This window comes from Acinetobacter sp. AR_0276 (assembly GCF_003000705.1).
Taxonomy (GTDB): domain Bacteria; phylum Pseudomonadota; class Gammaproteobacteria; order Pseudomonadales; family Moraxellaceae; genus Acinetobacter; species Acinetobacter nosocomialis.
On record NZ_PSQO01000004.1, the window covers coordinates 3,640,220 to 3,654,630 of the forward strand.

Genomic DNA, 14,411 nt, shown 5'->3' on the forward strand with positions numbered 1-14,411 from the left:
GCAGAACAACCATTTAGAACTTATATGTACCTCGTACAAAGTAAGTACGTCCTAAAGGATCTGCGTAACGTGGGTCATAACCCATTTGGAAGTTATCAATTACGTTAGAAGCAGGTGGATCTTCATCAAATATATTTTTAATACCTGCTGTTAACTCTAGATTTTTAAATCCTTTGTAAGTTCCTGAAATATTGTAGGTTGTATAGTCACTTACTCTATGGTTTTGATCATTTGCATTTTGATCTTGATAACCACGAGAGAAGTTTTGTTGTAGGTTTAAAGCCCAGTTTTCGTAGTTCCAGTTCAGGTTTGCGGTATGTTTCCAGCGCAAAATAATCGATTGATAATCTAAACCGCTATATGACCCTGCAACACCTTTCCAGTCACCATCTGGTTCTGCTTGATATTTGTAGTCAGTGATATATGTACCATCAATATTGAAACCAAATCGGCCTGTGGCTGTCATTGGTGAAACCCAACTTAAGCCCACATCAAAACCAGATGTTTTAATGCCGCCTAAATTTTGTTGTGTAGTAATAATATAATTTAGTGAGCCGTCAGCATTACGTACAAATTTGTCTGCATATTTCACAGGATCTGCAAATATAGCCGCTTCGGATAGAGTAGCAATTTGCTTATCCACTTCTATATTAAAGTAATCAAGAGTGAAGGCTAAATTTTTCACAGGTTCAAATACTAAGCCCGCTGTAAAAGATTTAGACTCTTCTGGATTTAAACTCTTATTCCCACCATTTTGGCGTTTGAACTGCATATTACAGTCGCGCTCTTGTTTACCACCAGGTTGTACAACTCCTCCAGGACAAAGTGCTGGGTCATCATATGTCGCACCTGTATTCGTTACTGAGTTCGGGCCATTAACTTCCCAAAGTGTAGGAGCTCTGAAACCAGTACTATAAGTGGTACGGAACATTAACTGTTTAATTGGCTCCCAACGAAGTGCAAATTTTGGATTGAACGTATCACCAAAGTCATTGTAGTCATCATAACGAGCAGCAATTTGAGCTTCTAAAGTTTTGTGCAGTGGAATGTGAAATTCGGTAAATACCGATTTGATATTACGATCGCCCTTGTTTTCTGGTTCGTCTGGATCAGTACCTGTACTAGGAGCTAGTCGAGCAACATCTGCAACTACCTTTGAAGTCCAATCTTCATAACGATAGCTTGCCCCAACGGCGAATCCGACATCACCTGCTGGTAGTTTGAAAATAGGTCGACTTGCAGTGAAATCGACAGTTGTAGTATCTAAGTTGGCTTTTAGATATTTGCCTTTCACACCTAGTTGATCCCATACACCAGCATCTTCAGAATTTTGCGGTCCGAACGGATTTAAGGTGCCATTGTTTAAAGCTTCTTGAGTTTTGTCATAGTTTAAATAGCCACTCAAGATAGCATCAGAGGCACTACTATGCGCATAAGTCACACCTGAATTGATATCCCAGCCATGAGTTTCACCTTCAATACCGGCAAATATTCGATGTGACTGATTAATACTATTACTGATACGATTACCAGCTTGTGAACGTAAATAAAGATCAATAGGGCCCGTTGCACCAGCAAGAGCAGGAGTTATGCCATTTCCTGGATAATATTTACTACTAGGATCTAGTGTTAAATCAAAGAATACATCTGGTGCTACTGAAGTGGTAACCTCATTTCTTGCATATAAATATTCAGCAATTGCATTAAAATTATCGCTGAGTTTAAAAGTAGCACGGCCCATTACAGAAATATCTTCTGTTTTTGGAACAATTCCAATAACAGCCTGGCTGTTATATCTACAAGTTTTGCCATCAGGACTGCTGACTAGAGGGTCATTGCTACAACCTATAGATGCATAAGGATTGCCTAAACCTGGAACATTGGCTGGGAATGAACCACTACTGGTTTTATTTACACCTAATTCAGGTAATATGCCTCCACGTCGACTGACTTTACGGTCTTGGGCCATGACATCATCGCCTTTTCGGTAATCGACAACTCCAAAAACGTTATAGCCATTTTCCTCTAAGTCACCAAAACCGCCGAAAATGCTGTAGTCTTGTTGATCTCCACCTTTTTCTTCTGGTTTTTGATACCCAGCAGTTAAGTTAAGACCCGTAAACTGCTTTTTAGTAATGAAGTTGATAACCCCACCGATTGCATCTGTTCCATAAATGGAAGAAGCACCATCACGTAAAACTTCAATACGGTCTAACATAGCGAGTGGAATAATATTTAAATTGGTTACTCCGCTATCGTATGCATTGGCAGCTAATCTACGACCATTCAGTAAAATAAGAGTTTTGTTTGCCCCTAAAGCTCTTAGGTTTGCTGCTGACCCCACAGTTTTACTAGCGCCCACGTTGCTAGCAGTTACGAAGTTTGATTGGTTTGCACTAATCTTAGCTAATGCTTCTTCAGTTGAAGTTACCCCTTGTTTTAAAATTTCATCAACTTTTACAACGGTAATTGGTGAAGCACTTTGTGCAGCAACCCCTTTGATTGAAGAGCCTGTAACGGCAACTTTTACAACTTTTGCTGGTTTGTCATCATTACTTGTTTGTTCAGTTTCTGCTGCTTGTGCCATGGTAAGACACATCATGCTTAAACTAAGGGTACTTAATTTAAGTATTGTCTTGCCGATCTTGGGGGTTACCTGAGATCGAACATTGTATTTTTTTTTCATCGTGGACTTGATCCCTTTTTGTTGTAGTTAGCGATATTGCTGTAATGCTTTTAAGCAAAGCAAGTGCCAACTATATATTTTTCTTTTTTTAGTTTATGCAAAATACTGATAAATATTGATTTTATTATGTTTGAAGACAGAGTCTTTATTTGTTTTGATGAAAAATAAATTTTCCGTTTGGCAAATTTTTTTATATTGGCTAAAAGTTTCAAATTTATTTGTATAAAAAATATACATTAATGGACACTTCACATACTTAATAAATAAAAATGTATCGTTTTAGAACTTTACTATATGTAATGTTATACTATTTTCTGTAAGATTTTTTCACATAATTTTATTTAAATATCAAATAATTAAATTTATATTTTTTATTTGGTATAAATGAATTAATATGATGCATAATAAATCATCAATGTATTTTTTTTGTGCATTTAAGATGTTAAATGATTAACATATACAAATATAATATTTGGCAAAAAGTAACTTTTATTTATATAGTTCAAACGGATTTAAGTACCTAATAAAAATATGAATTTCGAATAATCTTAAATATTTTATTATGAATACCAATAGATGGCATGAAATTCGCTTTATATTCAGTAGTTACAAAACTCTGGGTACTTGAATTTATTTTTCCATTTGATCAAATAAAAAGATGATAAAGGAAAGTGAATTCCAAATCCCAAATAGGCCTATCTGCTGAAAAAAGAACTTTTCTTATGCGGATTTAGATGTTACTCAAAAGGTTAATATCTTTTAAAAAAATTAGTTATGTGGATATGAACTTGAAATTAAAATTTTTTAAGCTCGCCATTTTAAGTTTGGCTATTACTTCAATTCCATGTGCTTATGCAATTACGCCAGCACAACCAAACAAGATTTTGCATGTTGCCTATGAAGCACCAGATGACGGTTTTGACATGGTTAAAACCACCAATTTCTATAGTGCTAGTATTGCTGAAGCTATTTTTGAACCACTACTCAAATATGATTATTTAGCTCGTCCATTACAATTAGTTCCTTATACGGCTGAAAGCATGCCTAAGGTTGAGCAAGACGGTAAAGTTTATATATTTAAAATTAAGCCAGGGATTTATTTTACAGATGATCCTGCCTTTAAAGGCAAACGCCGTGAGTTAGTGGCCGAAGATTATATTTATTCAATTAAGCGTATTTTAGACCCTAAAAATCGAGCACCTTCTGTTTCTTTTCTGGATGGAAAATTGCTGGGTGCCGATGCAGTGGTAGCTCAAGCAAAGAAAACTGGAAAGTTTGATTATGCCGCCCCAATTGCAGGGCTTAAAGCGACTGATCGATATACTCTCCAATTTACGTTAACTCGCCAAGACTATAATTTTCCTTATATTCTTGCTTATATTGCTTTTGGGGCCGTTGCTAAAGAGGTTGTTGACTATTACGGTGATCGTATTGGTATGCATCCAGTGGGTACCGGACCGTATATGTTAAGTAAATATGTTCCAAGAAGTAAGGTCGAGTTGGTTGCCAATCCTGATTATCGTGGTTTTGTCTGGAATTTTAAGTCAACAGGAACACCGTGGGATAACCAGCTTGTTAAAGAAATGTCTGGAAAGAAAATGCCACAAATTGGCAAAGTTGTAGTGAGCATTATAGAAGAACAACAATCAAGATGGTTAGCCTTTCAATCGGGTCAATTAGATTTTGACAAACTTACGGCAGATGCCGTTCCTCAAGCGTTAGATGGCAATCAACTTAAAGCTTCTTTTCAAAAAAAAGGAATTAAACACTTTCCATATAAAGAACCTGAAATGACCTATACCATGATGAATATGCGTGATCCGGTTATTGGTGGTTTTAGTCCAGAAAAAATTGCACTTCGTCGCGCAATTACTTTGGCCTATGACCAAAAAGAAAGCATAAAACAGGCATATAAAGGTCAGGCAGTTAGAGCAGAAATGTTTATACCTGAAGGTGTAAACGGGTATAACCCAAAGTATAAAAGTAGCGTAGGATATAATCCTCGGTTAGCAAATAAACTACTTGATTATTATGGTTATAAAAAAGGAGCTGATGGCTATCGGACCTTACCAAATGGCAAGCCTTTAGTTTTAAAAATTAATAATGAAAATAGCTCAGCTGCAGTTATTCTTTCCGAACTCTGGAAAAAAAATTTAGATGCGATTGGCATTCGTGCTGACTTTAAAGTAAGTAATTTTGCAGATAACTTAAAAGCCGCGACACAATGTAAATATATGATCTGGAGTGGGGCATGGATTGCTGACTATCCCGAAGGAGATAATTTTGCACAATTACTATATGGACCAAATGCTGGGCAGGGAAACCATGCCTGTTATCAGTCTAAAACATATGATGCTCTTTATACTCAGGCCATTCATTTACCACCGCAACAACGTCTACCATATTATGAAAAGCTTAATCGCCAGATTGAAGCAGACAATCCTTGGATCATTCATGTAACTCGAATTCGCAATTGGTTGATACGGCCACAAGTTCAGGGTTTTAAACCTCACCCGATGATAAATACAAGCTGGCAATATCTTGATATTACCCCCGTTAAAAAATAATTTTAGATAAAGATCATCATGACTGAAAATTTAAGACTAAAGCTCAAGCACTGTAGTGTAGGCCTATTATTTGCCGGAATGGCATTAACGGGGAACACGACTATTTTTGCCAAAAGTCCAGCCGATCCGAATAAAATTTTACATTATACGTTCCCGACAGCTGAAACAGGTTTCGACCCAGCGTATATCCATGATTTATATTCGGCGCATGTAACTACTTCGATATTTGAAACTTTATATACCTATGACTATTTAGCAAGGCCAGCAAAGCTTATTCCTCAAATCGCAACTGCTATGCCTGAAGTGAGTGCAGATGGTCTGACTTATACTATTCACATTAAAAAAGGTATTTATTTTACGCCAGACCCTGTTTTTAAAGGCAAACCTAGAGAGTTAACGGCTTATGATTATGCATACTCTTTTAAGCGGTTATTGGACCCAACTTTACGTTCACCAAATAGCTGGTTGCTGGAAAACAAAATTGAAGGTATGGATGCGTTAGTACAATCAGCTAATAAAACAGGAAAATTTAATTATGATCAAAGTGTGAGTGGTTTGCAGACCCCTGATAAGTACACCTTGGTTATTCGATTAATAAAACCTGATTATAACTTTCCTTTATTACTGGCACATGACCCTACAGGGGCTGTAGCACGTGAAGTTATCGAAAAATATAAAGATAAAGCTGGCTTTGTTATGGGGCATCCAGTAGGAACAGGACCTTATATGCTCAGTAAATGGGTGCCTGCTTCACGCATAGTTTTAAAAACGAATCCTGATTATCGTGGCTTTACTTGGAATTTTGTCGCCAGTACCCCTGAAGATCAAGCTATTGTGAAGCATCTTAAGGGAAAACAAATGCCTCAAATTGGTACAATTGATATTCAGGTGATGGAGGAAAACCAGTCAAGATGGTTAGCATTTCAGCGTGGTGAAGTTGATATCATTCAGCTCGAAGGGCAATTAGTCTCGAAAGCCATTAAAGACGGTAAATTAAGACCCGAGCTTGTAAAAGAGGGTGTGCAATTATCACGTATCGTCGATCCAGAAATTAGTTATAACTATTGGAATCTTAAAAATCCTGTAGTTGGTGGAATGAGTAAAGAAAAAATCGCTTTACGCCGTGCAATTGCAATGTCCCGTTCAATAGATCAAGAAATTAAGTTAGTGCGTAACGGTGATGCAGAGCGTCTACATTTCCCAGTTCCACCAGGTGTAGTAGGGGCCGAACCTCAATATAGAAGCAGTATCCCATATTCGGTTAAAGCAGCAAATTTATTATTAGATAAATATAACTACAAAAAAGATGCATCAGGATGGCGTACACAACCAAATGGTAAGCCTCTGGTCATTGAATATATGGCGCGTAATGACAGTATTGGTCAGCAAAGCGCTGAGCTTTGGAAAAAGAACTTTGACAGTTTGAATATCCGGATGGTGTACAAGCCAATGCTCTTTTCAGACCTCATTCGGGCACAAAAACAGTGTGACGGAATGTTCGGTTCCTCTGCATGGATAGCCGATTATCCGGATGGGGATAATTTTATGCAGAATTTTTATGGTCCGAATACCCATATGACCAACTGGTCTTGCGGTTCAATACCGGAGTTTGATCAATTATACCGTCAGTCTCAACAGGTTAAGCCAGGCCCAGAACGAGACATGATTTATCGAAAAATGACACGTTTATTAGAAGTTTATATGCCAGTGCAAGTCTTGTATGCACGTTATAGAAATATGTTGGCTCAACCACGAATCATTGGATATAAGAAGCATCCGATTTTACATGCTGAATGGATGTACTTCGATATTGATACAAATACGAAATCTAATCATTAAATGAAAAAAATTGGAGATACGATGAAAAATAACACACTGAAAATGACTAGTTTATGTATGTTGACGATAGGTATAAGTCAGTTTGCATCGGCAGAGACCACACGTGCAACCTTACCATTACTTAAGGCAGAACAACTCCCAGCATGGTGCGATTCTAATTTAAAAAAAATCCAGCAAGAGATTTCAAACTTTGAAAAAACACCTGTTAAAACTGATGCTGCCGCAGCTCCAATATTAGCAAAGTGGGATAAAATTTTTGCTCATCTTGAAGATTTTTCAGGACCCATAGGTTTATATAGTAATGTAGATCCAGATGCGAAATTACGTAAAGCAGCAGAAGATTGTGAGATCAAAATTAATCAATTTCATACTGATATATTCCAAAACCCAAAACTGTATAACGTAATTAAAAATACAAAAGCAACTGATCCGATAGATCAGAAATACCGTCAGGATATTCTGGATCAGTTTGAAGACACAGGTGTTCAGCTAGAACCAGCAAAACGCGCAAGAATGAAAGCGATTCTTGATGAATTGACTAAACTCGAGCAAGAATATAACCGCAATATTCGTGATAACCCTGAAAAACTTGAATTTACACCTGAAGAGATGAAAGGTCTGCCAGAGAGTTATATTTCAGGGTTAAAGAAAAATGCCAAAGGAAACTATTTATTAGGTTTTGAGTATCCGGAATATCGTCCATTTATGGAACTGGCAGATAATGATGATGCCAGAAAAAGATACCAGATTGCATTTACACGACGCGGTACTGAACAAAACTTAAAATTACTCAAGCAGGCAATAGATTTGCGTTATGAATTGGCGCAATTATTTGGCAAAGCAAGTTATGCTGATTGGGCGTTAAAAGACCGTATGGCAAAAACGCCAGAAACTGTAAATCAATTCTTAGCAGAAGTACAAAAAACGGTAGCACCACTTGAGCGCAAAGAAGTAGAAGAGCTCCGTGCATTTAAAGCACAAACTTTAAAAACACCATTAGATAAAACCGAGATAACACGTTGGAGTGAAGCTTACTGGAGTGAAAAACTTCGTAAGAGCAAATATCAAATTGATCAGGAAAAGCTTCGTGATTATTTCCCGACTTTAGCAGCACAAAAATGGTTATTTGCTATTTCATCTGATCTTTATGGTATTGATTTTAAACCTGTCAAAGTGAAAGCATGGCAGAGCGAAGTTGAATATTACGATGTAGTCGATAAAAAGACAGGAAAACTTCTAGGCGGCCTATATATGGATAAATTCCCTCGCGAAGGGAAATATGGTCATGCTGCCGTTTGGGGAGTATATGGTGGCAGCACTTTAACCAACCGCTTACCGGTTTCAGCATTAGTCACAAACTTTAACCGTAAAGGTTTAAATAGTGATGAGCTCGAAACTTTTGTGCATGAATTTGGTCATGCCTTACATGGCATTTTATCTAATACCCGTTATGCAAGCCAGTCTGGAACATCTGTAGAGCGTGACTTTGTAGAAGCACCATCTCAAATGTATGAAGAGTGGGCACGCCGTAAAGAAACCTTATCTAAAGTGGCCGATTATTGTGACCCGGCATGCCCACGAGTTGATGATGAATTAATTGCCCGTTTAAAAGCAGTACATAACTATGGGCGCGGTTTACGTTACGCACGTCAAACGCTTTATGCACAGTACGATATGGCGCTTCATACGGCTGATGCCTTAAAAGTAAAACCTTTAGAAACTTGGCAAAAAATGGAAGCAGCTACAGCTTTGGGATATGTCCCAACAACAGAGTTTCCTGGTCAGTTTGGACACTTGATGGGTGGTTATCAAGCAGGTTACTACGGTTATATGTGGTCTGAGGTTTTAGCTTTAGACATGCTTTCTGCTTATGGTGACAACTTAAATAACCCACAAGTAGGACAACGTTATCGCCAGACTATTTTATCGCAAGGTAGCCAAAAACCGGCAGCTGAATTGGTTAAAGATTTCCTTGGTCGTGATCCTGACAATAAAGCATTCTTTAACGAAATTACCGGACAACGGGTTAAATAAGGAATTATCACTATGCTGGCATATGTTATTCGGCGGTTATGGCAGATGATTCCAACCATGTTGGGAGTAGTACTGTTTATCTTTATTCTTTTTAACTGGGTCGGTGGAGATCCGGCCTATATTCTGGCAGGTAAGATGTCTAATCCTGAGCAGATTGAAAACATTCGTAAGCAACTAGGTGTCGATCAGCCTTATTACGTTCAGCTCTGGATTTTTATTAAGCAGATTCTTACTTTTGACTATGGCGCAAGTTGGAGTACTGGCGAGCCAGTTTCACAAATTATTTTAACTCGCTTGGGGCCTTCATTAACGCTCCTAATTCCACTCACTATTTTACAAACCGTTATTTCAATTGGCTTGGCTCTAGCTGTATCGGCAGTACGTGGTTCTTTAACAGATCGTATGGTCATGATGTTATGTACTATTGGTATGTCGATCAGTATCTTGGTTTATATTATTGTTTTTCAATATGTTTTGGCTTATCAGTTAAGTTGGTTTCCAGTGCAGGGCTGGAGCGATAACTTTACCGATAATTTATTTAAGTTTGCCTTGCTTCCAATTTTAATTATGTTGGTGGTGAGTATTGCACCTACTTTACGTTTATACCGTAGTTTTGTGCTTGATGAGATTAACCAAGATTATGTTAGAACGGCACGGGCTAAAGGTGTAGGGGAAAGCCGAATTTTAGGTGTGCATGTTTTACGTAATGCCTCAATTCCTATTATTACCGATGTGATGGCGACTTTGCCTGCATTGCTCATAGGTGCATTTTTAATTGAACGTTTTTTTGGTATTCCCGGTATTGGTCGAGAAGTAATTATCGCGGTTGAGCGAAGTGATTTTCCTGTGATTAAAGCAATTACAGTGTATATCGCAGCTGCAACCATGATATTTAACTTGATTGCCGATTTGGTCTACAAAGTGGTTGATCCACGTGTACAGTTGAAGTAGGTGGGTTATGCTAAGTGTTCTAACAAAAAGAAAATTACAAACCCAGACAGCTCCAGCTTCAGCGGGTTTATGGCGCCTTGCAATGCGCCGTCTTCGGGCTGACAAAATTGCAATTGCATCGCTCATTGTTGTGCTGTTCTATCTGGTCGTATTGCTACTATCATTTACTGGCGTGATTGCATCAGACTGGAATAAAGAAGTTGCTGTCAGTTATGCACCTCCTACATTTATTGGTGCAGATAAAACAAATGAAGCTTTGCAAAAGACAGCTGCTGTAGATGAAGAGTTACCGGAAAATCCAGTCGATCCTTTAAAAGATGTCATTCACCAACTCAAGGCTGAAATTAAACAAGAAAAGACCTCTGGAAGTGCAATTGATTATTATGGTGTAGTTGACCCGCTAGCTGATGATATGAAAGCAATTGATCAGCAACTAGGTGGACACTTACTCGATCAGCAAAGTGAACTAAAAAGTACTCTTATATTTGGGGCCGACAAATGGGGACAAGATGTTCTTAAAAAAACCATTAAAGGTGCTGAAACTTCAATTATTGTAGGGCTAGTTTCTGCATTACTCGCAGTGACCTTAGGCACATTATTAGGGGCAATTTCAGGCTACTTTGGTGGTTGGGTAGATGACATCCTTAACTGGTTTTATAACATTTTTACTTCCATTCCATATTTATTATTAGTTCTTGCGATAGCTGCCGTACTGCAACAAAAGGGCATTTTATCTATTGTTTTGATTTTAGGTTTAACGGGTTGGACTGGTGTTTACCGTTTAATTCGTGCGGAGTATATGAAACATACCTCACGTGAATATGTTCTGGCGGCCAAGGCAATTGGTGTTGGCCATTTTCGCCGTATGTTTATTCATATTTTTCCTAATGTCAGCCATATCGCTTTGGTTCAAATGTCGATTTTGGTGGTTTCCTTTATTAAATCGGAAGTTATTTTAAGTTTCTTGGGCTTCGGTGTTCCTGTAGGGGTAGTGTCTTGGGGCAGTATGTTAAATGAAGCTCAAAGTGAACTTCTTTTAGGAAAATGGTGGCAGCTTGTTGCAGCCTCGGTAGCAATGGCTGTTTTGGTTACGGCATTTTCAATGTTTACTGATGCACTGCGTGATGCATTAGATCCAAAACTAAAATAAGAGGAAACGCTAATGTCAGAACAACAAAAAAATGTCCCATTACTTCACATTGAAAACTTACGTGTAAGTTTTAAAGGTGAAGACAAGCAGTATATCGAAACTGTTAAAGGAATCTCCTTTGATATTCCAGCAAATACGACTGTTGCTTTAGTTGGTGAGTCAGGTAGTGGTAAATCGGTTACTTCTTTGGCAATCATGGGTTTACTACCTGTAGGCCAAAGTAAAATTGATGAAAAAAGTAAGATTGTTTTTGAAGGTCAAGATTTACTCAGCTTATCCCGTAAAGATATGCGAAAAATCTGTGGTAAAGATATTGCCATGATTTTTCAAGAACCGATGTCATCATTAAATCCCGTTTTTACGGTAGGTAATCAAATCGCAGAAGTGTTGTGTTTACACATGGGTATGAGTCGTAAACACGCCCGTCAACGTGTTTTAGAGTTACTCAAAGAGGTCGGGATACCTTCACCGGAAACTAAGATTGATGCTTATCCTAACCAACTGTCTGGTGGTCAACAGCAACGTGTCATGATTGCAATGGCGATTGCTTGTGAACCTAAGCTACTGATAGCCGATGAACCGACTACGGCACTTGATGTCACCATTCAAAAACAAATTATTGATTTACTCGAATCGTTGCGCCAGCGCCGTCAAATGTCGATGCTTTTTATTACGCATGATTTGGCTTTAGTGGGTGAAATTGCAGATCAAGTCATTGTGATGCGTCATGGTGAAATTAGAGAGCAGGGACTTGCAGAACAAGTTCTAGAGCAACCTAAAGATGTATATACCCGAGCATTGCTCTATTGTCGTCCTCAAATATCACAGCGACCTTATCGTTTGCCTGTGACCAGCGATTTTATGCGTCAAGAAGACAATATATTGGTAGAGCAAAGTTTTGATGTTTCAGAAATTCCACAGCGTAAACGTGGTTTAAATGGCGATGAGCAAATTATTTTAGAAGTAAAAGATTTGAAAAAAAGCTTTTATAGCCGTAAGGGGTTATTTGGCAAAGAAGAATTTCAGGCGGTAAAAGGCGTTTCTTTTAAACTTGCTAAAGGTAAAACGCTTGGTTTAGTGGGAGAGTCTGGCTCAGGTAAAACCACTGTGGGCTTGTTGCTTATGCGTTTACATGAAGCATCTGGGGGGCAGGCTTTAATTGAAGGTAAAGATATTCTGTCTTTAACTGAAAAAGAGTTTGCCAAATATCAAAGGAAGATCCAAATCATTTTCCAAAATCCATATGCTTCGCTAAATCCACGCTTTACCATTGGGCAGATTTTATTAGAACCTATGCAAATTCATGGCATTGGTAAAGATGATGCGGAACGTAAGCAAATTGCACTTGGTTTACTTGAGCGAGTGAATTTACCTGAACAAGCTTATTATCGATATCCGCATGAGTTCTCGGGTGGTCAACGCCAACGTATTGCGATTGCACGTTGTTTAACGCTAAAGCCTGAAATTCTAATTTGTGATGAATCTGTTTCGGCACTAGATGTGTCGGTTCAGGCACAAGTACTTAACTTATTACAAGACTTACAAGATGAGTTTGGCCTTAGTTATATTTTTATTTCACATGACTTATCGGTTGTGAAATATATTTCTGATCAGGTCATGGTCATGAATCATGGTGAAGTTGTTGAAATCGCTAACTCAGATGAGCTCTATGCGCATCCGCAACATGACTACACTAAACGACTATTACAGGCCATTCCGCAAGGAATTCAGCACATTTCCTAAGCGTAAAGTTATGTCGTTAAAGGCACTTTCGAGTGCCTTTTTATTTGGTTTATAGAATAAATACTTATAAAATAAGAGATGTAAAAGTACAGTATTTTATTCTTGCTATGTGTGCCAACTTTAAACCTTTAACTCTTGCCCAATTGCAGCAACTTCAGTTGCCTGTGGTCGGCTTTAGCTATGCCGATGAGGTTTATCCGGGTGGGACAATGCCGCTATTATTCAAATCACCGCAAGGTTTTGAGTGGCGTGAAGTCATGTTCGGTTTGGTTCCTAAATGGGCCGAAGATACAAATATAGCAAAACATACTTATAACGCCCGTCATGAAACGATTTTCCAAAAACCGAGTTTTCAAGAAGCCGCTCTTAAATGTAAGTTTGGTGTAATACCCGTGACGGAGTTTTATGAGAGTAAATATATAAATGATAAACCTGAGCGATGGGGCGTCCGCCGTAAAGATGGACAGGCTTTTTTCATTGCCGCAATTTATGAAATTTGCAAAATGAATGAAACCATTATCCGTTCTGCAAGTATGTTAACTATGGATGCGATAGATCATCCCATGATGAAAGATTTTCATGAACCGGGCGATGTCAAACGATCAGTCATTGTGATTCCGCATGACCGTCTAGAAGAATGGTTAAGTTTAGAAACACCAGATATTTCAAGCTTTATTGAAGGTTTTCCTGTTGAGGAATTTGAATGTTTACACGTTCCCAAAGAGAAGATTATAAAGCCCACGCCTCAATTAAGTATGTTTGAATAACAACAGTAGAGTCAGGTTATTGGCTTAATTTTTAAGTCAATAACCTTTGTTATTTAGTCAATATTTTTACTTAAAGTTTCTACCTGCTCATCTTGGGCCAGATAAGCCAATTCAATTGGTGAAATCACAAAAGTCGAATTATCTGAGGTTTGTTTAAAAACAAATCCATATTCAAATGATTGTGTATTCTTACTTGGTAACCAGAATAAATAAGGGCAACCCGTATAGCTACCGTCCCAACCCATTTCTTTAGCTAAAGCCAAAGCTGTATCGGATTTAGCAATAATTTCTTTCAGTGATTCTTTGTCTCTTTGGGAGACATCACCATCATCATCAGCAAATGTTTGTAAAAACTCATTTAATGGGGTTAAGTCTTCCCAGTTATTTTCAATTGTTGAAAAGTGATATCCATATAGCGTCATATTTAGTCTTCCATTTTGTTATTGTGCTATTGAACATAGCAAGAAATGTGTGAAAAGGAAATGGTTGGTTTTACATTAAGTTGTTTATTTTTCATAAGTTATAATATGTTTTTTATACAAAATTTAACGTTACTTTCTCTTGAGTAATAAGTGGTTTAATAAGTAAAAATATAAAGAATCAGCTTTTAAGGTAATAGAAGACTTCTTAGTTAAAGATAAGAGCTTTTTGTAAGAATACTAGACTGTTGGTGA

At 37.8% G+C, this 14,411-nt stretch carries 9 protein-coding genes; 7 read left to right on the top strand and 2 right to left on the bottom strand.

Going from position 1 to position 14,411, the window contains the following annotated elements; all coding sequences use genetic code 11:
• Positions 1 to 13: 13 nt before the first annotated feature.
• Complete coding sequence (locus CSB87_RS18420) at positions 14 to 2,686, bottom strand: TonB-dependent receptor (protein WP_004887451.1); 2,673 nt, start codon at positions 2,684 to 2,686, stop codon at positions 14 to 16.
• Positions 2,687 to 3,462: 776 nt separating this feature from the next.
• Here CSB87_RS18420 and CSB87_RS18430 point away from each other — a divergent pair.
• From CSB87_RS18430 to CSB87_RS18460, 7 genes are all read left to right on the top strand, one after another.
• Positions 3,463 to 5,253, top strand: a complete 1,791-nt coding sequence (locus tag CSB87_RS18430) for an ABC transporter substrate-binding protein (protein WP_006580795.1) — start codon at positions 3,463 to 3,465, stop codon at positions 5,251 to 5,253.
• Between the two features lie 15 nt (positions 5,254 to 5,268).
• Positions 5,269 to 7,092: an ABC transporter substrate-binding protein gene (locus CSB87_RS18435; protein ID WP_106105127.1), complete on the top strand. Its 1,824-nt coding sequence runs from the start codon at positions 5,269 to 5,271 to the stop codon at positions 7,090 to 7,092.
• Positions 7,093 to 9,126 (top strand): M3 family metallopeptidase, encoded by a 2,034-nt coding sequence (locus CSB87_RS18440; RefSeq protein WP_006580797.1) that lies wholly within the window; start codon positions 7,093 to 7,095, stop codon positions 9,124 to 9,126.
• 12 nt (positions 9,127 to 9,138) lie between these two features.
• Positions 9,139 to 10,077 (top strand): ABC transporter permease, encoded by a 939-nt coding sequence (locus tag CSB87_RS18445; protein WP_004709076.1) that lies wholly within the window; start codon positions 9,139 to 9,141, stop codon positions 10,075 to 10,077.
• Positions 10,078 to 10,084: 7 nt separating this feature from the next.
• Positions 10,085 to 11,227 carry an ABC transporter permease gene (locus CSB87_RS18450; protein WP_004887442.1) on the top strand — a complete coding sequence of 381 codons (1,143 nt, stop codon included), beginning with the start codon at positions 10,085 to 10,087 and terminating at the stop codon, positions 11,225 to 11,227.
• A 12-nt stretch (positions 11,228 to 11,239) separates the two neighbouring features.
• Complete coding sequence (locus tag CSB87_RS18455) at positions 11,240 to 12,970, top strand: ABC transporter ATP-binding protein (RefSeq protein WP_004887441.1); 1,731 nt, start codon at positions 11,240 to 11,242, stop codon at positions 12,968 to 12,970.
• A 107-nt stretch (positions 12,971 to 13,077) separates the two neighbouring features.
• Positions 13,078 to 13,737 carry an SOS response-associated peptidase family protein gene (locus CSB87_RS18460; RefSeq protein WP_031944263.1) on the top strand — a complete coding sequence of 220 codons (660 nt, stop codon included), beginning with the start codon at positions 13,078 to 13,080 and terminating at the stop codon, positions 13,735 to 13,737.
• A 53-nt stretch (positions 13,738 to 13,790) separates the two neighbouring features.
• Here CSB87_RS18460 and CSB87_RS18465 read toward each other — a convergent pair whose 3' ends face one another.
• Positions 13,791 to 14,159 (bottom strand): hypothetical protein, encoded by a 369-nt coding sequence (locus CSB87_RS18465; RefSeq protein WP_002049893.1) that lies wholly within the window; start codon positions 14,157 to 14,159, stop codon positions 13,791 to 13,793.
• Between the last annotated feature and the right edge of the window lie 252 nt (positions 14,160 to 14,411).